Annotated in this window: 15 protein-coding genes and 1 pseudogene; 12 read left to right on the top strand and 4 right to left on the bottom strand. The window is 57.7% G+C overall.

The features are described 5' to 3' along the window. The first annotated feature begins 57 nt into the window (after positions 1 to 57). The 7 genes from CYR55_RS14615 (at position 58) to CYR55_RS14590 (ending at position 10,204) form a co-directional block, all read left to right on the top strand. Positions 58 to 1,584 (top strand): sensor domain-containing diguanylate cyclase, encoded by a 1,527-nt coding sequence (locus CYR55_RS14615; RefSeq protein ID WP_338153012.1) that lies wholly within the window; start codon positions 58 to 60, stop codon positions 1,582 to 1,584. 320 nt (positions 1,585 to 1,904) lie between these two features. Continuing rightward, complete coding sequence (locus CYR55_RS23355; protein ID WP_146000989.1) at positions 1,905 to 2,363, top strand: hypothetical protein; 459 nt, start codon at positions 1,905 to 1,907, stop codon at positions 2,361 to 2,363. A 9-nt stretch (positions 2,364 to 2,372) separates the two neighbouring features. Further along, positions 2,373 to 2,687, top strand: coding sequence for a PTS fructose transporter subunit IIB (locus tag CYR55_RS14610; protein ID WP_101817037.1), 315 nt, complete (start codon positions 2,373 to 2,375; stop codon positions 2,685 to 2,687). Beyond that, positions 2,680 to 3,795, top strand: coding sequence for a PTS fructose transporter subunit IIC (locus CYR55_RS14605; protein WP_101817035.1), 1,116 nt, complete (start codon positions 2,680 to 2,682; stop codon positions 3,793 to 3,795). Before CYR55_RS14610 ends, CYR55_RS14605 begins: the two co-directional genes overlap by 8 nt. 102 nt (positions 3,796 to 3,897) lie before the next feature. Next, complete coding sequence (locus tag CYR55_RS14600) at positions 3,898 to 6,480, top strand: glycoside hydrolase family 38 N-terminal domain-containing protein (protein WP_101817032.1); 2,583 nt, start codon at positions 3,898 to 3,900, stop codon at positions 6,478 to 6,480. Positions 6,481 to 6,500: 20 nt separating this feature from the next. Continuing rightward, a complete protein-coding gene (locus tag CYR55_RS14595; protein ID WP_101817030.1) occupies positions 6,501 to 8,057 on the top strand; it encodes a PTS sugar transporter subunit IIA in 1,557 nt (518 codons plus the stop codon). A 59-nt stretch (positions 8,058 to 8,116) separates the two neighbouring features. Further along, a complete protein-coding gene (locus tag CYR55_RS14590; RefSeq protein ID WP_101817028.1) occupies positions 8,117 to 10,204 on the top strand; it encodes a metallophosphoesterase family protein in 2,088 nt (695 codons plus the stop codon). Positions 10,205 to 10,296: 92 nt separating this feature from the next. On the opposite strand, the gene CYR55_RS14585 is transcribed toward CYR55_RS14590, so the two are convergent. Next, positions 10,297 to 11,532, bottom strand: a complete 1,236-nt coding sequence (locus tag CYR55_RS14585; protein WP_101817026.1) for an RtcB family protein — start codon at positions 11,530 to 11,532, stop codon at positions 10,297 to 10,299. A gap of 204 nt (positions 11,533 to 11,736) precedes the next feature. On the opposite strand from CYR55_RS14585, the gene bla reads away from it, so the two are divergent. Continuing rightward, the gene (gene bla / locus CYR55_RS14580) at positions 11,737 to 12,624 is read left to right on the top strand and encodes a class A beta-lactamase (RefSeq protein WP_101817024.1); all 888 of its coding nucleotides are present in this window, start codon (positions 11,737 to 11,739) and stop codon (positions 12,622 to 12,624) included. A 189-nt stretch (positions 12,625 to 12,813) separates the two neighbouring features. Next, positions 12,814 to 13,119: pseudogene (locus tag CYR55_RS14570) on the top strand (LysR substrate-binding domain-containing protein); the annotation flags it as partial. A 97-nt stretch (positions 13,120 to 13,216) separates the two neighbouring features. Here CYR55_RS14570 and CYR55_RS14565 read toward each other — a convergent pair. Together CYR55_RS14565 and CYR55_RS14560 are read right to left on the bottom strand one after the other, a co-directional pair. Continuing rightward, complete coding sequence (locus tag CYR55_RS14565) at positions 13,217 to 15,049, bottom strand: ABC transporter ATP-binding protein (RefSeq protein ID WP_101817019.1); 1,833 nt, start codon at positions 15,047 to 15,049, stop codon at positions 13,217 to 13,219. Positions 15,050 to 15,637: 588 nt separating this feature from the next. Further along, a complete protein-coding gene (locus CYR55_RS14560; RefSeq protein WP_101817217.1) occupies positions 15,638 to 17,203 on the bottom strand; it encodes a methyl-accepting chemotaxis protein in 1,566 nt (521 codons plus the stop codon). Between the two features lie 1,264 nt (positions 17,204 to 18,467). Between CYR55_RS14560 and CYR55_RS14555 the strand changes: the two genes are divergently transcribed. Then, positions 18,468 to 19,022 (top strand): helix-turn-helix domain-containing protein, encoded by a 555-nt coding sequence (locus CYR55_RS14555; RefSeq protein ID WP_146000988.1) that lies wholly within the window; start codon positions 18,468 to 18,470, stop codon positions 19,020 to 19,022. A 47-nt stretch (positions 19,023 to 19,069) separates the two neighbouring features. On the opposite strand, the gene CYR55_RS14550 is transcribed toward CYR55_RS14555, so the two are convergent. Then, positions 19,070 to 21,139: an FUSC family protein gene (locus CYR55_RS14550; protein WP_101817016.1), complete on the bottom strand. Its 2,070-nt coding sequence runs from the start codon at positions 21,137 to 21,139 to the stop codon at positions 19,070 to 19,072. Between the two features lie 651 nt (positions 21,140 to 21,790). Between CYR55_RS14550 and CYR55_RS14545 the strand changes: the two genes are divergently transcribed. Further along, positions 21,791 to 23,173 carry a diaminobutyrate--2-oxoglutarate transaminase gene (locus CYR55_RS14545; RefSeq protein WP_175580809.1) on the top strand — a complete coding sequence of 461 codons (1,383 nt, stop codon included), beginning with the start codon at positions 21,791 to 21,793 and terminating at the stop codon, positions 23,171 to 23,173. A gap of 14 nt (positions 23,174 to 23,187) precedes the next feature. Then, positions 23,188 to 24,701: pyridoxal phosphate-dependent decarboxylase family protein (locus CYR55_RS14540; RefSeq protein WP_241522162.1), on the top strand; the 1,514-nt coding region annotated here is incomplete at its 3' end.

Below are 24,701 nucleotides of genomic sequence, written 5' to 3'. Positions count from 1 at the left end.
GCCCTGGCTGAGAGCAAGTAAGCTGATGCAGTAACACCGTTAATCTCCGGAGGAGTCTTGGCTTTATCCCGCTTTAAATCGCCTGATCGCATCATGGCGGTTTTCCTGCTTATCATTGCGGTTGCCGTGATCTTCGTGGTGGGCTGGTCAATGTGGCAATCCTGGCAACACACATTGCAGGACACCGAAAAGCAGGCCAGAAACCAGTCGGTCTCGTTATCCCGCCAGGCAGAAGACACTTTTCTGCAAGTGCAGATCACGCTGGAGGACATTGTCCGCCATGGGGATGACATCTTCGCGAACCCGGCGAGCTACCTCGGCCCGCAAGGGCTGCTGGGTGTGCAAAAAAGCCGGTTGCCGCAGCTGCACGGGTTATTCGTCTATGACGCACAAGGTAACTGGCTGGCCACTTCCGGCCGGCAAATGTACCCGCAGGCCAATAATGCCGACCGCGAATATTTTATCTGGCACCGGACGCATAACGACGATCAGGTGCACGTCGGCCATGTGATCAAAAGCCGCTCGACCGGGGATCTGATTATTCCGGTCTCCTTACGGCTGAATGATGCTCAGGGGCAGTTCCGCGGCGTGGTGCTGGGCACTGTGCGGGTCGATTTTTTCCGCCAGTTTTACGGCTACTATGAGATGTCGCCGAAGGATATCCTCGGCCTGACCCACCTGGATGCCACGGTAATGTATGTGCGCCCGTTCCCGGACAGCATCATTAACCAGAGCATGGCGGCCACCCCACTCTACCGCAGCCTGCTGAAAGCCTCGCCACAGGGCGGCGGCACCTGGCGCTCACCGATTGACGGGGTTACGCGCATCTTTGGCTATGCTCAGCTTGAGAGCTACCCGCTGGTGGTGGCAGTGGGGATTGACCGCGACCTGCTGAAAACCCAGTGGATTAAAAATAACCTGGCGATTATCTGCCTGAATGTGCTGCTGCTGATGACCATTTCGCTGTTTGGGATGTTGGTGCTGCGGCAATTCCGCAAAACAATAAAACAACGGCGGGAACTGATGCAGACGCAGGATGAGCTGACCCGCGTCAACCTGACGCTGCAGGATCTGGCGCTGCTTGACAGCCTGACCGGGCTGGGTAACCGCCGCCAGTTTGATATCTACCTGGAGCAGTGCCTGGCACGTTCAGCGCTCACCGGCGCACCGGTCTCGCTAATTATGTGCGACATCGATTTTTTCAAAAGCTACAACGACACCTTCGGCCATGTCGCGGGGGATGAGTGCCTGCGGCGGGTGGCGGATGTGCTGAAATATCTGCCGCGCCGCGGCACCGATGTGGTGGCGCGTTACGGCGGGGAAGAGTTCGCGGTTATCCTGCCCGGCACCCCGGCCAATGAGGCGGAAAAGGTGGCGGAGCGCATCCGGTATGCGATACACAAGGCGGCCTTGCCGCACCACACGTCGTCGCTGCCGGATAAAATCATCACCCTCAGCGCCGGTATCAGTACCTCGGCAGCCGGTGATGATGCCACCACCCTGAAACAGGCCGCGGATGCCGCGCTTTACGCCGCCAAGCGCGCCGGACGTGACTGCATCATCAATGCGGCAAGCCTGGTATGACGCCGCATTTTTAGTGTGAAAAAGGTGTTTAAGCAGTACCAAAAAGGCGCTCAAAGAGTACCAAAAAGGCACTCTGAAGGTGCCTTTTTTATTTCCTGGCGTTGGTGAAGGGTTATTGCCGCTTAATCACTAAGGCCGGTGCATGCTGACTGTTTGACGTGAAGGTGCAGAAAATGATGGCAACCCTCTCTTTCTTTCCCCTGCCGGGGGCGTTATTACGCCATGGATGGAATTTTAATTGCGGATAATAAACGTGTGGAAAGTCACATTCGTTATTTTACCGCTGCCTTATACTCACCCTGTCTTTTGGGGAGGAAATAATGCCTGCTTATATTATCCGGCTTCTTTTAATACCACTGCATTTTTGCTGTCATGCCGACAGCAGGATCAGAGCGTTGCTGAATAGTATTTGCTGGTTTACCTCTCTGTCCGCATTAACGGAAGAAGAATCCCCCGTTAATAAAGACGCAGAGGAAGATATCGCCGCAAGCTGGACACAATTATGGGGCAGTGCCGGGAAATTATGCCTTCCCGCGTCGTCTCCCGTTGCCCCGCCCGCGAAAGCACAGCGTAATACCGGGCACCCTGTCCGGCTGCGCAGCCATAAACGTGATGAGCTAGATTTCCTTTTTCTTATCAGTAGCCTGCATCATTTAATGATGTGCCGTCACGCCAGTGGTGAAGCTGATGATGCCGCTTTACCTTTCTCTGTTTTATTGCAAAGCACAATGCGCCTTTCGCCATTGTGCTTTTTTTATTGCCTGAAACTGACCCGGTAAGGAGTTGTTATGTTTATTGTTTGTGTCGCGGCTTGCCCCACCGGGGTGGCCCATACCTATATGGCGGCTGAAGCCCTTGAAATGCTCGGCAAGCAGCGGGGCCATGAAATAAAAGTCGAAACCCAGGGCAGCATGGGCGTGGAGAATGGCATCACGGAGGCCGATCTTGCGCGGGCAGACGCCGTTATCCTGGCGGCAGATGTCGCCATTATCAATAAAGAGCGGTTCAACGGCCTGATCAAACTGGAATGCCGCGTCGCCGATCCGATCAAGTTTGGCGAGGCGGTGTTTGAGGCGCTGGAACAGGAGGTGGCGCATGGCTAAGTTTAACGAAGGGCAGACGCCCCCGCTGGGGAGTGAGATCAAAACGGCCATCATGACCGGCGTATCCTGGATGCTGCCTTTTGTGATCGCCGGGGCGGTCATCATGGGGATTTCACGCATCGGGGCCTCGTTGTATGGCATTGATAATATCTGGGATGCCGGGCATGCACAGGCTGCCAGCCTGGTGGTGCAGCTGTTGCATAAATTTGATGGTTTTGGGGGGATGGCCCTGTCACTGATGTTGCCCGTGGTCGCAGGCTATATCAGTTTTGCGCTGGCCAATAAGCCCGGGCTGGCGCCGGGAATGGTGGGCGGCCTGCTGGCAAACAGCCTGGGGACCGGCTTTCTCGGTGCCCTGGCGGCAGGGTTTGTGGCGGGGTATATCGTGCGGATGCTTGCCGCGACGATTACCCTGCCTAAAGCGCTGGCCTCAGCCGGGCCTATTTTTATCCTGCCGGTGGGCGGAACCCTCCTGACCTGTAGTGTCATGGCGTTTGTCATCGGCACGCCGCTGGCGGCGCTGAACCACGGTATGGAAAATTGGCTGCTGGCCATGTCAGGCACCAATAAGGTGATCCTGGCTGCCGTGGTCGGCGGCATGGTGGGGTTCGACCTGGGCGGCCCGGTCAACAAAGCGGCCGTCACGACGGCCATGGCGCTTTTGGCATCAGGCATTTATGACCCTAACACGGCGGCCCAGGTCGCCATCATTGTCTCGCCCATCGGCCTGGGCGTCGCCACCTTACTCTGGGCCGGACGTTTTCCTGCTGCCCTGCGGGAAGCGGGGAAAGCCTCCACGCTGATGGGGCTTATCGGTGTTTCGGAAGGTGCGATCCCGTTTGCGCTGTCCAACCCCAAAATCATTGTGATCAACGTCATAGGCTCTGCCGTGGGTGCGGCGATGGCGGTAGGGCTGGGCGCGGTGAACCATGCGCCGATTTCGGGTTTTTATGGCTGGCTGGCGGTGGAAAACTGGCCGGTTTATATCCTGTCTATTGCAACAGGGGCGGGCATTATTACTGCCGGCTCCCTGTTGATATTCCGTGGGGAAACATTGCCGGAAAAGAAAAACGTCTCTGCCGCGCCTAAATTTAAAGCGGGGCGTTAATCATCCGCGTTATTTAATTCAGACGGGGCATCTTTTCAGAAATCGTTATTTCTGGGGCTGCACTCGCCCTGAATAAACCCGTAATACCCTAAAGGGGGAATAATGAAAATCGTGCATTTGATTCAGCATACGCATTGGGATCGCGAATGGTATTTCACTGAAAATGATTCCAGAACCCTGCTGTATTATTTTATGCAGGATCTGCTTACCCGCCTGGAGCAGGACAGTGCCCTTGGCCCTTTTATGCTTGATGGGCAAACCGTGGTGCTGGAAGACTATCTACAGGTCGCCCCGGAACAGCGTGAACGCCTGCAAACGCTGATCCGTCAGGGGCGTATCCTGATTGGCCCCTGGTATACCCAGACCGATTTTATGGTGGTGGGCGCGGAATCCATTACCCGCAACCTGCTGCTGGGAAAGGCAGACGGCGAGGCATGGGGCGGTTATATGCCGGTCGGCTATGTCCCGGACTCGTTTGGGCAGAGCGCACAGCTTCCGCTGTTTCTGCGCGAGTTCGGCATTGACTGTGCGGTGATCTGGCGCGGCTGGTGCGAACATGATGTCCCCGCCAGTGAATTTACCTGGTGCGCGCAAAACGGCAGCCGCGTGACCACGGCCGTGCTGCCCTGGGGCTATGGTTGCGCCAAATGGCTGCCGGTGGACGCGGCGCAGGCGGCACAGCACCTGCCTGCCATCCTCGAAAAACAGGCTCGTTTTTCCCTGACCGGAAATCTGTTATTGCCCAACGGCAACGACCAGTCCCCCTGCGAATATGCGGTACCTGCGATGCTGGACACCCTGAATCACCGCCAGCAGGCCTATCGTTTCGAACGCAGCAGTTTTACCGCATTTTTCAGCGCCTTGCAGGCTACCGGCTGCCCGCTGCCGGTATGGCGCGGGGAACTGCTCAGCCCAAAATATATGCGTGTCCATCGCGGAATTTACTCCACCCGCATGGACATAAAACAGCTTAACGCCCGCCTGGAACAGTTCGTCAGCCAGACGCTGGAGCCGCTTTTGGCCATGAACGGGCGGCTGGGGCTGCCCTACCCGCAACAGGCGCTGGAAAATATCTGGCGCGGGGCGATGAAATCCCAGGCGCATGACAGCATCGGCGGCTGCAATGCTGACCGCGTAAACCGCATGGTAAAAGCACGCCTGTGCGACGGGCTGGAGAGCGCGCAGCAGCTTTTTGAACTGAACATGGCGATGCTGGCAGGCGGCATCACGGCCTGTCGTGAGGGCAAAAAAATCATCGTGTTCAACGCCCTGCCCTATGAGCGCGATACGCATGTCCGCCTGACCCTCTACACGCCCCAGCCGGACTTCTGCATTGTGGATGAGGCCGGGGTCGCCTGCCGCTGGCAATTGCTGCATGAAGCCCCGCAGGATATGTCCCTCATCGTGCAGGAGCTGGCAAACAGCACCACCACCACCTGGTACCGCAAGTGCGACATTCTGCTGGAAGTGAAGGCGCTGCCCGCCTGCGGCTACCAGACACTGTTTTTACAGGAGGGAGAGGCGGCCGGGTTTGACACCGCCTCAGACGCCATCGACGTGCTGGAGAACCGCTGGTTGCGGCTGGCACTCATCCACGGACAGCTTACGCTGGAGGATAAACGCAGCGGGCAGCGCTACCCCGGCGTATTGCGCCTGGTGGATGGCGGCGATGCCGGGGATAACTACAACTATTCGCCCCCGCCGGAAGACTGGAAAATCAGCAGCGACGGCTGCCTGACCGGCCGGCACGGGGTGCGCGGGCCGCTGAACGACACCCTGACGCTCACCTGGCGCATCCCGGCCCCGCGGGATGCCGCAGCCCGCGAGGCGCGCCAGTGTAATGCCGCGCTCGAGGTCACCATGATCCTTATCCTTCCCCATGACCAGCCGTGGCTGGATGTCGAGATTGAGGTCAACAACACGCTGCGCGACCACCGTTTGCAGGTCGAGATCCCGGTCGGGGTCAGCCAGGCCTTCCACTTTGCCGATCAGCCGTTTGGGTTGATTGAACGGGAAAACCAGCCAGCCGCTTTACGGCACTGGCAGGCGGAAAACTGGACAGAGGCCCCGGCGTCACTCTGGCCGATGCAAAGCCTGGTGATGCTGCATAACGAGACGCGCGGTTTGTGTGTCGTCACCGAAGGATTGCGGGAGTATGAAATCCCGGCACACCAGCCGGAGACGCTGGCGATCACCCTGTTCCGCAGTGTGGGCTGGCTGGGCAAACCTGATCTGCTGTGGCGCCCGGGCCGCGCCTCCGGCATGGCATTGCCGACGCCTGACTCGCAGCTGCCCGGCCTGTATCGCGCCCATTTCGCGGTGTTACCCATGGCGCAGGGGCAAAATGCCAGCTTCTGGCGGGCGGTTGAGCAGTGGCGCACCCCGGCCTGCGGCTATCTCGATACCGGCTGGTCACGCTTTCGTACCAATCCACACGGGCTGCACTTTCCGGCGCGTTACAGCCTGCTCTCATGGGACTGCGGGCTGCATTTCAGCACGCTCAAAAAAGCCCAGCACGGCAACGCGCTGCTGCTGCGTGGCTGGAACCCCGGCCTCACGCCGCTGCACTGCGGGCAACCGGTGGCCGAAGGTTCATGCCGGCGGGTCACGCTGGCAGAAACACCCACCGGGGAAACGGATGAGGTTGTGACCGCCGGTACCCCTGTTTCCTGGTTAATCGATTAATGCCACTGGATGAGAACCCTATGCTGACTATTTCATTTTGTTGCCCGTTAGCGCATGGCCTCCATGCCCGCCCTGCCGGTGCACTGGCGCGCTGCGCCGCCCGCTTTCAGTCGTCGGTTACGCTGGTGAACCGCAGTAACTCACGTCAGGCGAATGCCAAAAGTGCGCTGGCGCTGGTGGGGGCGGATGTCGCCCTGAAGGATGCCTGCCGGTTACAGATTGACGGGCCGGACGCGCAGGCGGCCCATCAGGCGTTGAGCCACTTTATCCTGCATGAGCTGGCCGGTTGCGACACGCCGTTTACCCAGAGTGAGCCGGGCAGTGACGGTGCGCTGCCGGTCTTCCTTGCGCGCACCACTTCCCCGGTTCTGCGTGGGAAAGGCATCAGCCCGGGGATGGCGCAGGGCGTGCCGGTGACCTTTACGCCCGCCGATCTTCACCTGCTGGCGCACTCTGAGCCTGCCGCTGACCAACCCACGCAGCATCAGCAACTGCGGGCGGCGTGGCACGGTGCCCGCGGGCAGCTTGAGCGCGAAGCTGCCGCAGCGCAAGGCGAGGCCGCGCAGATCCTGGCGGCGCATAGCCAGTTACTGGAGGATGAAGCCGTGGAAGAGGCGCTGTTCAGCCAGCGCGGCGCGGCCAATGCGCTGGCCGCGCTCGCCAGCGCCATCGACGCGCTTCGTTTGCCGTTCCGGCAGAGCGACAGTGACTATTTGCGCCAGCGCGAGCTGGATGTGCAGGATGTAGGTTTCCGGCTGGCCGCGCATCTCTCGCGCGATCCGCGATTGCAGGTGCCGGTGCTGCACGGGGCGGCGGTGGTTATCTGCCGGGGCATCATGACGCCGGGGCAATTGCTGGCGCTGCGCGGCCCCCACCTGCACGGCATCGTGATGGAGACGGGGGCGGAAACGTCCCATACCGCCATCCTCGCCCGCGCATTCTCTATTCCTTTGCTCTGTGTGCCGCCGGAAACACACCCGCAGATGCAGCAGGCGAAAACCGTGTTGCTGGACACGCGCTACGGGGTGCTGATTCCTGACCCGGATGCGGTGGCCGGGCGATGGTTCATGCTGGAGCGTGACAAACCGCAGCATCTGCCGGGCGCGGAGGCTGCCCCTGTGCCGCTCATGGCCCCCTCGCTGATACTGCTCGATGAGACAATCGCCGATAAGCACGAGGCGATTAAACGGCTTACCGATAATCTGGATCGTCACCGGCGTGTGGTGTCCGGGGTGGAGGCTGAGCGGGCTGTCTGGCAGCGTGAGGCAGTATTTTCCACCGCGCTGGGCTTCTCTGTGGCGATCCCGCACTGCAAATCCCCCGCCATCCTCCACAACAGCCTCTCCGTGCTGCGCCTGAAGGCTCCCCTGCCCTGGGGTGACGGCGTGGATGTGCGGCTGGTGATCATGCTCACCCTCAGCGCGCAGGCACAAACCGAGCATATGCGAATCTTTTCCGCGCTGGCACGCAAGCTGATGCATAGCGCTTTTCGTGAGCAACTGATGAATGCGCCTGCACCCGAGGCACTGGTGGCGTTCCTGCAAACCGAACTGGGCAGCGACAGCGCACATGCGTAGCCGACAGTGTGCAAACCCTCTCAGCAACAAACCATGCCGTTGCATGTCGCGAGGTAAATATGAAGAAAATCATTCAGCATTGTCTGGCATTACTCACTGTCGTGGCCGGAAGCGTCACCGCAGCTGAACCCTACTCCTATCGCATCGCCTTTATGCCGGATATCCACTTTCATGATGTGTACGGGCAATTTGCCGATGGGGCATTTAACGGGCTGAAAAACAGCAAAAGTGGCCGGTCGGCGGTGATCCGCACCATGTACGCCCAGTTGACCTCCACGCGGCTGTTTAATGAAAATTACTTCGCGCTGCGGGCCGCCCTGGATGACGCCGGCCGTAAAGGCATTAAACTGGTTGCGCTGCCGGGGGATTTCAGCGATGACGGGCAGTCATTGCATCTTCGCGGGCTGGTCTCCCTGTTGCATGAGTATGAGCAGCGTTATGGGATGCGTTTCTTTGCCACACCGGGCAACCATGATCCCAACCGCCCCTTTGATACGCCGGGCGGCGAGGAGGATTTCCTGGGCAAGGGAGGGCAAACCCAACGCATTTTCAGCCGGGGTGCGAAAGAGTGCCGGGGGTACGCGGGCAGTACCGCCCTCATCAACACCGGCACCGGGTTGCCCACCCTGTGCAGTGAAGAGATGGCCAGCCGCGGTTATGAGTATGTCATGAACGCGATGGGGCCGTTCGGCCTTAACCCTTCGCCTGCCGACCGTTACTGGGAAACCCCCTACGCCGGTTACCACCAGCAACCTTACCGTTATCAGGCCGCATTACAGGCCAGTGATTTCCGTCGCCGGCACTATGAAATTTGTGCCCAGGGCACCGGCGGGAACTATAAACAGCCGGGATATGGCCCCTGTTTTACGGTGGCAGACAGCAGCTACCTGGCCGAGCCTGTTCCCGGCCTCTGGTTACTGGCCGTGGATGCGAATGTCTATGTGCCCGCTGAAAAAGCCGATGCCGCTAAACCCGGGGCGGCGGGTAATTTTGCCGGTTCCGGAGAGGCAGGCTACAACCGCATGCTGACCCACAAACAGCAGACCGTGGCCTGGATGGCCTCCGTCGCACAGCGTGCAAAAGCACAAAATAAAACGCTGGTGGCCTTCAGCCACTTCCCGATGGTGGAGTTCGATAACGGCGCAGCGCAGGATATTGAAACGTTGTTCGGCGAAGGAAAACTCCAGCTAACTCGGGCACCCAGTAAAGAAACCAGCTATGCGCTGGCGAAAACCGGCATTGGCGTTCATGTCGGCGGGCATATGCACTTCAATGACACCGGCGTTCGCCGCTACCCTGACGGCAGCATGTTGGTCAATATTCAGGCGCCGTCGCTGGCCGCCTATGTTCCGGCCTATAAAATCCTCAGCATCAAAAACCGCACAGAAATGGAGGTTCAGACCGTGATCCTGGAGAGTGTGCCGCGTTTCAATGAACTGTTTGAACACTATCAGCAAGAGTGGGACTCCCTGAACGCCAGCCACTCGCCGCATCTCTGGAATAAGGCCATTCTCAACGCGGAAAACTATTATGCCTTCACACAATGGCATATCACCGAGCTGACCCGCCTGCGTTTTCTCCCCGAAGAGTGGCCGTGTGACATCCGGCAAATGCTGTTCAACCTGACGGGTAAAGAGATGCTCATCCTGAGCCAGGCAGAGGGGCTGCCGGCCTGGCGCGATGTGCCGGGAGAGCCGCTGAGCGTTGGTCCTGCGCAGTGTGCGCCCGGCAGCACGCCGCGCAAGCTGGATATTACCCGGCGTTATTCCCAGGAAAAGCGCGCGGCATGGGAAAACGCCCAACAGAAAGCGGAGGCACTGGCACAGCGGGCGGGATTGAAATTAGAGGATTTTGCGAGTTGGAACGGATTTGACCTGGCCGTGGATTTCTACCGCCTGCGTAATGCGGATGAACTGGCGTTACGGGATATCTCTGAAACACGGCTGAAGCAGTACCAGCTGTTAACCGGCACGCTTGCCGCCACCCTGCCGCCGGTCACCCGAAAAGTTAATGAAAAAAGCAGTGTTGACGAGATATTTCGCCTGCGGTTCGGCACGCTTTTCAGGGTGATAGATAAATACCTGCACGGCCAACCCAGCCGCAATTTCCGGGTTAACCTGCAAAGCGGGGAGATCACGCCGCAGTAGCATATCCCTGTTCATTCTGATGCTTTTTTAGTGCAAAAAAGGTGTTTTTATAGTACCAAAAAGGCACTTTAACGGTGCCTTTTTGGTGTCAGTCAACCTTTCACGCACACCACCTGCCGCAGGGTATGCACAATCTCCACCAGCGAGGATTGGGCGGCCATCACCGCATCAATATCTTTATAGGCCATCGGGATTTCATCGATCACCTCGCTGTCTTTGCGGCACTCGACATGGGCGGTGGCGCGGATCTGGTCGGCCACGCTGAAACGCTTTTTGGCGGCGGTGCGGCTCATCGTCCGCCCCGCGCCGTGGCTGCATGAGCAAAAACTCTCCGCATTCCCCAGCCCGCGGACAATGAAACTTTTCGCGCCCATCGAACCGGGAATAATACCCATCTCACCCTTCTGGGCCGACACCGCCCCTTTGCGCGTCACCAGCACCTCTTCGCCAAAATGTTTCTCCCGCTGCACATAATTGTGGTGGCAGTTCACGGCCTCCTGCTGGGTCAAAAAGGGTTTCGGCACCACCTGGGAGAGCGCCGCCAGCACCCGCGCCATCATCACCTCACGGTTATGGCGGGCGAAATCCTGCGCCCAGCCGACCGCGGCCATATAGTCCTCAAAGTGGCGGCTGCCCTCTTCAAAATAGGCGAGATCGCGATCCGGCAGATTGGCGATATGGCGCTGCATATCTTTCTGCGCCAGCGCAATAAACAGCGTGCCGATGGCATTCCCTACCCCGCGTGACCCGCTGTGCAGCATCACCCAAACCCGCTGCTGCTCATCCAGGCAGACCTCAATAAAGTGGTTACCGGTACCCAGCGTGCCGAGGTGCTGGTGGTTATTGGTTTTCAGCAACTGGGGGTACTTGTCGGTCAGGCGCTTAAAGCGCGGGGCGAGCGTTGACCAGTGGTTGTCCACTTCCTGTGGTGTGCGATCCCACGCGCCTTTATCCCGTTTGGAACGCGCCGTGGTGCGCCCGTGCGGCACCGCCTGCTCTATGGCGCTGCGCAGCCCGGCGAGGTTGTCCGGCAGATCGGCCGCCGTCAATGAGGTGCGCACGGCAATCATGCCGCAGCCGATGTCCACGCCGACCGCCGCCGGGATAATCGCCCCTCGGGTAGGGATCACGCTGCCGATGGTGGAGCCTTTGCCCAGGTGCACATCCGGCATCACCGCCAGGTGTTTAAAGATGAACGGCATCTTTGCCGTGTTCTGTAACTGCGCCCTGGCTTCCGGCTCGACGGGCACGCCCTGTGTCCACATTTTTACCGGCGCGCCGCCGGGGGAAGTCAGCAACTGAATCTGATCGGGCTGTTTCTTGCTCATTGTCATAACTCGTCAAAAAGAAGCGGGGAGGGTGATGTGCTGTCACCCTCTTCTAAGGATAATCCTGAAATGCCAAACGGGAGAGGCGCACCTGAAAGATAACCGGTATAAAAGGCGCGTTATAGTGTCTTAAAGGCGTTTAATTGGTACTAAATTTACGCCTTTTTAGTGTTGTTATTATACTTAATACAAGGAAAGAAATGGATGAACCTGATGTCACGTTGTCGCCGTACCCTTTTGCTCGCCGCTGGGCTGATGCTCTCCGGTGCGGTCTTTCAGGCGGCCGCCGCCACCGATACGCTGGCAGCACAACTGGCGGAACTGGAGCGCAGCGCCAATGGGCGGCTCGGGGTGGCGCTGATTGATACCGGCAGCCAGCGGGAAATCACCTACCGTGGTGAGGAGCGCTTTGCGATGGCGAGTACGTTTAAAGTGCTGGCGGCGGGTGCGGTGCTGCAACACAGCGTCACGCAGCCCGATCTCCTGGCAAAACGTATCCGTTACGACCGCGCTGCCCTGCTGAGTTATGCGCCGGTGACCGGCAAACATCTGGCGGAAGGCATGACGGTGGCAGAGCTTTGCGCGGCGGCGATCGAGTGGAGTGACAACACGGCGGCTAACCTACTGTTAACCGAGATCGGCGGGCCACAGCGCATCACCAAACTTGCGCGCAGTCTGCATGATGACAAGACACGCCTTGACCGCTGGGAACCGGCATTAAATACCGCCATCCCCGGTGATGAACGCGACACCTCCACGCCGCAGGCAATGGCGCGCAACCTGCAACACCTGGCGCTGGGCGACGCCTTGCCGCCGGCCCAACAACAGCAGATGATTGGCTGGCTGAAAAACAGCCAGACCGGTGCGAAGAGTATCCGCGCCGGGGTGCCGGCGGGCTGGGAGGTCGGCGATAAAACCGGGTCAGGTGACTACGGCACCACCAACGATCTGGCGATTATCTGGCCGCCGCACGGTAAACCGCTGGTGCTGGCCATCTATTTCACACAGCCAAAAGCGGACGCCGAAGCCCGCCGCGATGTGCTGGCGACCGCCACCCGGCAGGTGCTCGCCGCCTTTAGTGCATCACACTAATCTGGTACTGAAAAAGGCTAAAAAAGGCACCAAAAAGGTGCCTTTTTGGTGCTAATTAAGTGTGGTTTTAGTATCTTGTTAATCGCATCCTGTCAGGCTGTGCTGGCCGGTGTTTCATGCAGATGGCGCCACAGTAATCCGGCGTTGGTGTGGCTGAAAACCACAGTGGAGCGGCGGAGATGCGCGGGCTGGCCGGTGACAACGCCGGAGGGCAACCGCATGACGTTTGAGGTCGCGGGCGGTGCAGCGTGGCTGGCGGACAGCGCTGCGGCCCTGCTGACATTCGCGCTAGAGGGGAGCGGGGTCGCCCTGCTGCCGGACTGGCTGGCACAAACGCTGATCGATGAGGGGCGGCTCACCATTCTGTTGCCCGATCACCGCTTCCCGGCGCAGGCGATCTCCGCCCTCTACCCCAATACCCGCCACGTACCGGAAAAAGTACGGGCGTTTATCGATTTTTTAAAAGCCCGGACGCAGGCAGCAGGGCATAGTTAAGTTGTATAAAAATAGCGCCTTATTGGTACCAATAAGGCGCTGTAAAAGTGCTCTTTTGGTGTCACTAACGCATCATTATGGCACCATAAAAATACGCTTACGGCCCACCGACAAAGCCGGCAATCTGGTGTTGCCAGAGCCGCGTATAGAGGCCGTTCTGCGCCAGCAACTCCTGATGGGTGCCCATCTCCACAATCTGCCCCTGGTTCAGCACAATCAGCCGGTCCATGCGGGCAATGGTCGACAGGCGGTGCGCAATGGCGATCACTGTTTTCCCCTGCATCATCGGCTCCAGGTTCTCCTGCACCGCCGCCTCGACTTCAGAATCGAGCGCGGAGGTCGCCTCATCCATGATCAGAATCGGCGCATCCTTGAGTAATACGCGCGCAATGGCGATGCGCTGGCGCTGGCCGCCGGAAAGCTTGGTGCCGCGTTCACCCACATGCGCCGCCAGCCCGGTGCGCCCTTCGGCATCACACAACCGCCCGATAAACTCATCAGCATGTACCTGCCGCAGCGCATGCATAATCGCCTCTTCGGTGGCCGCCGGGTTACCGTACATCAGGTTCTCACGCAGTGAACGGTTCAGCAGGGAGGTGTCCTGAGAAATCATGCCAATCTGCGCGCGCAGGCTCTCCTGGCTGACATCCGCAATGTTCTGGTCATCGATCAGCACCGCGCCGTCCTCGACGTCATAAAACCGCAGCAACAGATTCACCAGCGTGGATTTCCCGGCCCCGGACGGGCCAATCAGGCCAATCTTTTCGCCGGGGCGGATGGTCAGGTTAAAGTTCTGGATCACCGCGTTGTAGTTGTCATAACGGAAGCTGACCTTATTAAAGCGGATCTCCCCGCGAGGGATCGCCAGCGGCGGGGCCTGCGGGCGGTCTACCACGTTGATCGGCTGCGAAACCATTTTTACGCCGTCCTGCACCACGCCGATGCCGCCAAACACGCCGTTCACTACCCACATCAACCAGCCGGACATGCTGACAATCCGCAGCATCAGCCCGATCGCCAGCGCAATCGCGCCGACGCTTATCAGCGACTGCGTCCAGAGCCAGAGCGCCAGCCCGGTGGTCGCCACAATCAGCAGCCCGTTCAGCACGGTGATCAGCAGGTCTATGCCGGTGATCAGCCGCCCGGCCTGCTGCGCTTTTTGCGTCTGTTCACTGATGGCTTTGCGGATGTATTGCTGTTCCAGCGAGGTGTGCGCAAAAAGTTTTACTGTGGTGATGTTGGTGTAACTGTCGACAATGCGGCCCACCAGCCGTGAATACGCAGCGGACGATTTCACGCCGCGCTGTTTCAGCCGCGGGATAAAGTAGCAGAGGGTCAGCGTGTAACAGAGCAGCCAGGTGATCAGCGGCAGCATCAGCCGCCAGTCAGCGGTGGCGAACAAAATCATCGAACTGATGATGAAGATAATCACATGCCACACGGCATCCACCGCCTGCACGGCCGAGTCCCGCAGGGCGTTGCCGGTCTGCATAATGCGCTGGGCGATGCGGCCGGAAAAATCACTCTGGAAGAAGTCCACGCTCTGCTTGATCACATAGTTATGGTTCTGCCAGCAGATCAGGCTGCCCATGCCGGGGCTGATAGTCTGGTGGATCAGCATGTCATGCAGCCCAACGCACAGGGGCCGCAGCACCAGCGCCACCACCGCCATCCACATCAGCTCACCGCCATACTCGTCAAACAGATCCACCGCCGCCGTATTGCTGACGATGTTGATAATGCGGCTGAGGTAATTGAACAGGATCACCTCAATCAATGCGCCAATCAGGCCGACAATCATCAGTGCGGTAAAGCTCGGCCAGACCTGGCGCAGGTAGTAGAGGTAATAAGACAAGACGTTATTCGGGGGCGCCTCACTGGGTGCAGCCTGGAAAATATCAATCAACCTTTCTAAACGTCGATAGAACATGGCGACTCTCGCGTGTTAGGTGGTTCACAGACGCAGCCCATACCAACCGGCAGGCTGCCCCATAACAGAGTGACCAGGGTCACTTTTCTTTCCTGATCGGAAAACCAGGCGCTGTGTTCGTCAAACGACATCAAAGGTGAGGCGGTAAGTCTAATTCCGGGATCGCCCGGTCACACGCGGCTGCCCGACAAACTGTACGGGTAATAACGTGTTGTGACTATTGTTGTTTATGCGCGTGTGCGGGAAATACCAGCGATATCTACTAAGATAGTGGGTAGGTTAAATTATGTACATTCATAGGCAGGTGAGAAGCGGGAAGGGCAGGCAAGAGGCAATGGCTTTTCTGTCCGGCCTGAAGAGACGAGCCTTGCTTTAAGCGTAGAGCCCACCACCGAAAAAGATACTCTTTTGGTACTAAAAAAGTGTAAAGATGATGCTTAATAAGTACCATTTTGGTTCAAAAAAACGCTATAGCAAAAAGAGGTACCTGTAAACAAAAGGTTAAGAAATATACAGGCATTTTTTTGGCAATAAAAAAGCCGGTCAGCTGACCGGCCGGTGTAAACCGTAAAACGCTGTGCCAGCCGATCAGGCGTGAGCGCCTGCCTTAACCTTAAACACCCGGATTGCCCGGGTCAGCTGGTCAGCCTGCGCTTGCATGGATTGGGCCGCCGCGGCAGACTCATTCACCAACGCCGCATTCTGCTGGGTGACCTGATCCATCTGGGTGATGGCGGTGTTGATCTCTTCAATGCCGGTGCGCTGTTCCGCGCTGGCGATAGTGATTTCACCCATGATTTCCGTCACGCTTTTCACGCTGGCCAGCACCTCTTCCATGGTCGACCCCGCTTTTGCGACCTGTTTGCCGCCCTCATCCACCTTCGAGACGGAATCTTCAATCAGCTGGGCAATCTCTTTGGCCGCCGAGGCGGAACGTTGCGCCAGGTTGCGCACTTCAGACGCCACCACGGCAAATCCGCGACCCTGTTCACCGGCACGCGCGGCTTCGACGGCGGCGTTCAGCGCCAGGATATTGGTCTGGAAGGCGATGCCGTCAATCACGCTGATAATATCGACAATTTTCTTCGAGGAGTTGTTAATCATAGTCATGGTGCTGACCACCTGTTTCACCGCATCCCCGCTTTCTGCCGCCACCCGCGAGGCCTGCGCGGCCAGCTGGTTGGCCTGACGGGCGTTGTCGGCATTCTGCCGCACGGTGGAGGTCATCTGTTCCATGGCGGAGGCTGTCTCTTCCAGCGAGCTGGCCTGCTGTTCGGTGCGTACCGACAGGTCCATGTTCCCGGCGGAAATCTCACCGGACGCAGTGGCGATCAGGTCAGTACCGCTACGGACTTCGTTAACGATTTTCAGCAGGTTATCGTTCATATTTTTCAGCGCCTGCATCAGCTGGCCGGTTTCATCCGCGGACGTCACGCGGATCACCGTGCGCAGATCGCCCGCGGCCACATTTTCAGCAATACGGACGGCATCACGCAGCGGGCTGACAATGGAGCGGGTGAGCAGATAACCCAGCAGCAGCGCGGCCAGAATCGCCAGCGCGGAGAAAATCAGGGTGACGTTAATGGCTGTTCTGCCGTCTGCGAGCGCTTTTGCCCCTTCAGACTGCAACTGGCCGGACTGGGAATCGGCAAACTTCACCGCGCTGTCCAGAAACGCGTTCTGCGCCGGGGTAATTTTCAGCAGGACATATTCGGCGGCGGCTTCTTCATTTCCGGCACGCACCAGGGTGAGCAGGCTCTGCTTTTGTTTTTCGAATGCGTCAGCCGCCTCTTTGACGGCGGCGATTTTCTGCTTGCCGACGACGGTAGTCTGCAACCGGGCAATTTGCTCAATGGCATCGTTGGTGCTGGTGGTGGCCGCCGCAAGCTGGCCAAACCGTTTTTCATTAAACTGCGGGCGAGGGGTATCAATCACGATGCCGCGCAAGAATTTAATCTGATCGTTCACGCCGTCCCGGACATCAAACGCCAGCCTGACCTTGATGTAGCGGTCATTGACCATGCTGTCCACGGCGGAATTAATATTGCCGATTTTCACGATGGCGGTAGTGCTGACGATGATCAAAAGCAGGATGACCAACCCGAATGCGGCACCCAGACGGAGGCCCACTCTCATATTTTTCACTGAAACCATCACTTCTTCCCCTTTAAAATAGAATGCGGCAGCGCGGTCACCCTTTAATGCCGGGTATGCCCGGATAACGCCCAAGTACAGTGCCCACCGGCAGCGCCCCGGCCAATAGCGGCAGGAAATTTTTACGCTCGCCGAGGCTCACTAAATCGGCATCCACAAGAAAAACTTGATATAAATCTGTGAGTAATATCACGGTGGTTAAACAGCGCCAGGAGAAGGGTTAAAGTTTTTGTCTTGAAGATTCAATGGTTTGTATGAAGAGGGTGTGGTGCGGTTTTTCTACAGGGACAGGCGTTTAACCCCAGGCAGAAAGCAGAAATGATAAAGGCCCCCACTGTGTAGCGGGAGCCTTTAGGGTACTGCATTTTGACTAATTAACATTCAATGACTTAACAACATGATACTTCAATTTGCACATCTTATGAGGTGCACTGCGATAACAGGAATATATGACACCCGATAACTATGCCCTCCTTTATAACGCGTCGGAAAAGATAAACGCGTAGGAAAATACTCCACTATACCCCCAGCCCGGATGCTGGCTGGCTCAGTACACCGCCCTGCGATAGGCATTCTTTATTTCACGGCCATAATGGTGCAGCCGTTACGTAATATTACCGCGCCGCGAAAGACACCACGGCAATAAAGAACCTGATTATCGCGGTAGTTCCCCCTGCGTGCGATGATAAACTGCTGTTACATGGCCTGAAAGCGTGGTTACGTTATCAAACACCGGGATTATTCCCCAGGCGTAACCTTCCCATACAACATTCACTTCGTGGCCTTTATCGCACATCACTTCACTATTACACATTGCAACAACAAGATATAAACAACAACACAGTGACGTTTTGTGTCTTCATCATTTGTCATCTCATCGTCATCTTAAATGTAGTATTTTTAACTATAATGTCAACCCGCTTTTTTTAAAAAGTGCGTATTCTTTAGCGTTCGGAAAAATAACGCTGATGGGCCACTGGCTGTACCCCATGTTATATAACAAAAAAAGCGGGCCGGTGTGCTCAGCCATGCCCGGGGCGGCCGGGTTTCGCAGGCTGCGCCCTTCATCACAGGGGGCAGTAGCGCGCCGCGTGCGGGGCTTTGTTACCGGCTTACACTCATTTGTGAGTAAAAATGAGGAGCGCGATCCCCCGCCTGCCGCCATACCTGACTGTGCCGGTAAATAACCGCTGCCTGCCGGTGTATAAATGAGAAAAAAGAGAGGTCAGGATGGCGGATAAATACATCAGTGAGATGAAATGACATGCTGGTAAATGCGTTTAACCCGGCCCGGGTTTATTCTGTAAAAATATCCATAGCCTGCAAAAAATACAGGAGCTCTCCTATGTCAGCCAAAGATGATTTCTTTAAAAAAATGCGGGAAAACGTGGAAGAGGAGAGGGCAGCGGTAGACGCGGTGAAAGACGATATTACAGTATTTCAACGTGAAATCGCCTTCCTTTTTGAAAACATTGAGTTATGGTTCCGTGATTCCGGGGTCCGGTGCGAAAGGAAAGAGATCTTTCTGACCGCCGGAAATGCGCCTCACGCCCGCTATCAGATTCAGGAGTTGTGCCTGACCCACGGCAACAAAAGTCTCTATATTGTGCCGCAGGGGCTGTATTATTTTGGCGGCGCGAAAGGCTGTATTCTGGTCTCGATCGGCAACGACCGCAGTGATAAAAAACTTTTCGAACTGCGTATGCAGGACAGCCGGGCGAACTTTGAAAACTGGGCGATTATTGACCACCAGAAGCCGCATCACGTCACGCCCTTTAATGAAGAGAACTTCTTTAAACTGATTTATGACTTTTCATGAGGGCAGCCCGGCAGGCGTCGCGCCCGCCGGGCAGGTTGGGGGCGTTATCAGGCCGGTTCGTGGGGCTCCTGTTCATGGCCCGGCCAGCGCAACTGCGGGAACAGCAGTAGCCGGATGTTGAACAGGTAGAACATCGGCATAAAGGCGCGGTCGTCGCGGGCGGCCAGCATCTCCAGCCGGAACAGCAGCAAGTCCAGTTCCTCGCGCAGCGCCGGGTGCGGGGCGGCCTGTAATGACTTCATGCGCCGTTTCAGGTACAGCCCCAGCTCATGGAACATCTGCCCGCTGTCGATGTGGTGCTGCTCCAGCACGTCGCGGTGGCGGGCATAGAAATCGTAACAGTAGGCGCCCATCCACGCCTCTGCAATCAGGTTCCCACCGGATTCCAGGTCAGCGTCCGGGTCGAGCCGCTTGCGCGGCAGGATAATGTTCACCCTGTCCAGCGTCCGGGCGATAAACTGCTGACGCGCCAGCAAGGATGAGGCGTTGCGCTCAATCTCTTTGATAAACCGCAGCAGGTCACGCAGCCCTTTGCGCAGCGCACGTTTGGCCGTCCAGGCCGGGCGCTTGTTACGGATGATTGCCGTAATGGTCGCCGCAAACAGAATCCCCACCATGGCGGACATCGCCGTATTAATCACCCCCGGCAGGTTGGGCGTAAAGTGGTGGCTCATGCCGATAAACCCCGGCAGTTGCGTGGCAACGCTCAGCCCAATCATGTTGGTGGAGGGCCGGGCGATCACCAGCCCCAGCGCCATCAGCCCCGGCGTCAGGCAAATCAGCAGCGCCTCGAACGTCACCGTTTGTGGGATCAGCAGTGCAATATAAAGCACGCTGACCACCAGGGCGATCAGCACCCCTTTAATAAACAGCTTCATCGGGGTCAGCGGCGTATCGGCCCCGGCAAAGAAGGAGCTCAGGATCGCCGCCATCATCGGTGCGGTGGCCCCATCCGCCCAGCCACTGCCGATCCAGAACAGGCACGAGCCGAAGGTAGCGAGGAAAGCCGTTAACGCCGAGAGCAGCAACATCCCCTTATCAATGTGGCGGTGCGCCCGCGCCTTTTTCGCCAGCCGCGTATCACCGGAGAGATCGCTGACCAGCACACTGACGCTCTGGTAGGCCCCGGCAATGCGCACGAAGTCCGCCAGCCGTTCCAGCAGGCCAATCAGCAGGATGCTCTCTTCCGTGCTCAGCGTGCCTTGCTGCCAGGCGTGTTGCAGCTGCGTCTGGCAGCCGTGCAGCGTCTCTTTTATCGCGTCAATCTCATGCTGGGTGTCCCCCCCGTTCAGCCAGTGCAGAAACTGCCCGAATGCCTGCGCCACCGGCTCCGGAAAGCGGATTTGCTGTTCGCCCAGCAGGTTCAGCCGCACCTCAATGGCCGTCAGTGTCGGGATCAGGTAGGAGAGGTGTTGATACTGCACGCTCACCAGCCGGATCAATTTTCGCGCCGCATCCCCTTCATAAACGCAATGGGTAATCAGCGTTTCGACGTTCAGCGGGAAATTCGCCATCTGGATCAGGATATCTTCCCGCGCCAGGGATTTGTCTTTCGGTAACACGGTGATCAGCTCGCTGCACAGCTTGCGCCCATTCTGATACCAGACGCTGACGCTCTGCTCCAGCAGGCTGCGCATCGACACCGGAAAGATCAGGCGGTGTACCAGGGAGCTGCACACAATCGCCACCGTGATCTCTTCAATGCGTGAAATCACCGTGGTGGTGATGGAACCGGCCGAGGCGACACTGGGAAAGCCCATAATCGCTGCGCTGTAACCGGCCAGCATAAACACATAGCTTTTCGGCGTGCGGTCATGCAGCGAGAGATAGAGACAGACGGCCACCCACAACGAGACGCACAGGCTAAACAGCATCGGGCTTTGCACGGTGATGGGGTAAATCAGGAAAATAAACAGCCCGCCCAGCAAGGTGCCCAGCAGGCGGAACACTGACTTGGAGAGCGTCGAAGCGGAATAGAGCTGTGATGCCACATAGACCGTGGTCAATGCCCAGGCCGGTTTTTCGAGGTTAAGTTCAAGGGCAATAAACAGGGCCAGAAAGGCAGCAAGACAGGTTTTTACAGAGAACAGAACTGCGTTTTTTGAAAGCCACTTCATGGAAGGATCGTACCGGTGCACGCTAAGTGGCGCGTATCCTGCCAGAAGCACCTGCGTTGCGCGCGGGAATTTATACGACAAAGTGTTACCAGGTTGTTCTTGTGATGTTTTTTATTATTTAACAGGTGGTTGCGCTGCGTTTTTTTGTGCGATCCGGTTTTTGGGGCAGACAGGGCCGCAGCGGTGAAGGGCAGGGCAATAAGCCGGAAGGGTAGATGAAACACATGGCGACCCTGCGCCATTTTCTTCTGCCGGTGCCGGTTAAAAAAGCTCCCCCCGTTTCCCCGCCAGTTGCAGAGCGTTAAATAAGCCCTTGCTCAACAGCAATAATAAATTTGACTTTATTGCGCTTTCGCCGGCAATGGATAGCGGTACTGCATGGCAGCCGTTACCTCCTGATAGGCAATAAAAAGCGGTTTTTATCGGTTAACGGAATATGTGTAACATAATGATAACATTTTGGGTGGCGATTAACTCACCAACCTGTTGATTAATAGGATAAAAAATGTAAACAAATCTAAACAAAATAAAGTATTGAGTACCGGGGTAAAAAAACCTATATTGGCCGCGCTTTACCCATGGCTACGCCTTTTTTTAATTCAATTATTCAATCAGGGCATTCACAATAACCCTGGTTGTAGGAGTGATATGATGACGGATAAAGTCCGTATTGATACTTTAGGTGCTAATTCATTAAACAGTAACAATGAAACTTATTTGGCGCGTCAGGCTGAATTCGAATCGAATGTCAGGAGTTATCCCCGTAAATTGCCGCTGGCGATCGCAAAAGCCCAGGGCGTTTGGATCACCGATGTTGAAAACAATCAATATCTTGATTGCCTGGCAGGCGCAGGTACGCTGGCGCTCGGCCATAACCACCCTGATGTACTGCAAAGCATCCAAAATGTCATTACCAGCGGCTTGCCGTTACATACACTGGACTTGACCACGCCGCTGAAAGACCAGTTCTCCGAATACCTGCTCTCCTTATTACCGGGTGCGGGCCAGGAGTACTGCCTGCAATTCTGTGGCCCGTCCGGCGCGGACGCAGTAGAAGCTGCCCTGAAACTGGCCAAGAAACACACCGGCCGCAGCGGCGTCATCAGCTTCTCCGGCGGCTACCACGGCATGACCCACGGCGCGCTGGCGGTGACCGGTAACCTCTCCCCGAAAGAAGCGGTCAACGGCATGATGCCGGAAGTGCAGTTCATGCCTTATCCGCACCAGTACCGCTGCCCGCTGGGCATCGGCGGTGAAGCGGGTGTGAAAGCGCTGACCTACTACTTCGAAAACCTGATCAACGACGTCGAGAGCGGCGTGCGCAAACCTGCGGCGGTGATCCTGGAAGCGGTACAGGGCGAAGGCGGCGTGAACCCGGCCCCGGTCGAGTGGCTGCAACGCATCCGTAAAGTGACCCAGGAACACGGCATTCTGCTGATCATCGACGAAGTTCAGGCGGGCTTTGCGCGCACCGGCAAACTGTTTGCCTTCGAGCACGCGGGCATCGAGCCGGACATCATCGTGATGTCCAAAGCCGTCGGCGGCGGTTTGCCGCTGGCCGTGCTGGGTATCAAGAAAGCGTTCGACGCCTGGGCGCCGGGCCACCACACCGGCACCTTCCGCGGCAACCAGCTGGCGATGGCCACCGGCCTGACCACCCTGAAGTTCCTGAAAGATAACCAGGTGGCTGACAAAGTGGCGGCTCAGGGTGAGTGGCTGAAAGGCAAACTGGCTGAGATGCAGAAACGTTACCCGGTAATCGGCCACGTGCGCGGCCTGGGCCTGATGATCGGCATCGAGATCGTGAAACCCGGCGAAGCGCAGGATCACATGGGCTGCTACCCGGCTGACGGTGAGCTCTCTGCCCTGTTGCAGAAAAAATGCTTCGAAGCCGGGCTGATCCTGGAGCGCGGCGGCCGCCACGGTTGCGTACTGCGCCTGCTGCCTTCCCTGCTGATCACCAACGACGAGCTGGAGATCTTCCTGGATAAATTCGAACACGCCCTGTTGGCTGCCGGCGTTAAACCGGTTTGAGTGGAAAAGAGAACATGACCAACCCGATTCTGGCGGCCTCCGCGCAAAGCACCGAGGCCTACCAGCAGGCTATCGCCCAGAGCAGCGCAGCCGTGGTGCAGTGGCTGCAACAGCCTGAGATGTATCAGGGGAAAAGCGTTGCGGAACTGCGTGAACGCATCACGCTGGATTTCAATCCGCAGGGCCTGGGCAACCAGGCCGCGATTGAACGCGCGATTGAGTACTTCCTGAAAGACAGCCTGTCGGTACACCACCCGCAGTGCGTGGCGCACCTGCACTGCCCGAGCCTGGTCGTCAGCCAGGCGGCTGAAGTGCTGATTAACGCCACCAACCAGAGCATGGACTCCTGGGACCAGAGCCCGTCAGCCACCATCATTGAGATGAAGCTGATTGAGTGGCTGCGTACCCAGGTCGGTTACCAGCCGGGCGACGCCGGGGTGTTCACCAGCGGCGGCACCCAGAGCAACCTGATGGGCCTGATGCTGGCGCGTGACGCCTTCTTCGCCCGCCAGGGCCACTCCATCCAGCAGGATGGGCTGGTGGGCAACCTCAGAAAGATGAAAGTCTTCTGTTCTGAAAATGCCCACTTCTCGGTGCAGAAAAACATGGCGCTGTTGGGGCTGGGTTACCAGTCCGTGACGCTGGTGAAAACTGACCGCTTTGCGCGTATGGATCTGAGCGATCTGAAAGAGAAAGTGGCACAGGCACAGGCCAACGGCGAACAGATCCTGGCGATCGTCGCGACTGCCGGCACCACCGATGCGGGTGCTATCGACCCGCTGCGTGACATCGCGGCCGTGGCGGCTGAGCACGACATCTGGCTGCACGTGGACGCCGCCTGGGGCGGGGCGCTGCTGCTCTCTGAGAAGTACCGCGACTATCTGGACGGCATTGAGCTGGTGGACTCCATCACCCTGGACTTCCACAAGCAGTTCTTCCAGACCATCAGCTGCGGGGCTTTCCTGCTGAAAGAGGCGCGCCACTATGAGCTGATGCGCTATCAGGCGGCGTACCTGAACTCCGAGTTCGATGAAGCGCAGGGTGTGCCGAACCTGGTCTCCAAGTCATTGCAGACCACCCGCCGTTTCGATGCCCTGAAACTCTGGATGGGCCTGGAAGCGCTGGGTCAGAAGCAATACGCTGAGATCATCGACCACGGCGTGACCCTGGCGCAACAGGTCGCGGCCTATGTCGCTGAGCAACCGGCCCTGGAGCTGGTGATGCAGCCGCAGCTGGCCAGCGTGCTGTTCCGCTACCGTCCGGCCGCGCTGGCCGGTACAGACAATGCCGCCATCGCGCTGCTCAACCAGCGGATTGGCGATGCCCTGCTGGACTCCGGGCGTGCCAACGTGGGCGTAACGGAATTTGACGGCGTCACCTGCCTGAAAATGACGTTGCTCAACCCGACGGTAACGCTGGAAGACATCAAAGTGCTGCTGGCACTGGTGGGCTTTGGTCGGGTCCCCCAGTGTCAGCACATAATCGCCGACGAAGCCGCTTGGTTTGACTTTAAACCGGCCCGCCTGGT

The sequence above is a fragment of the Chimaeribacter californicus genome, from assembly GCF_002858675.1.
In the GTDB taxonomy this organism is placed as follows: domain Bacteria; phylum Pseudomonadota; class Gammaproteobacteria; order Enterobacterales; family Enterobacteriaceae; genus Chimaeribacter; species Chimaeribacter californicus.
This window is presented reverse-complemented; position numbering and strand designations above follow the sequence as displayed.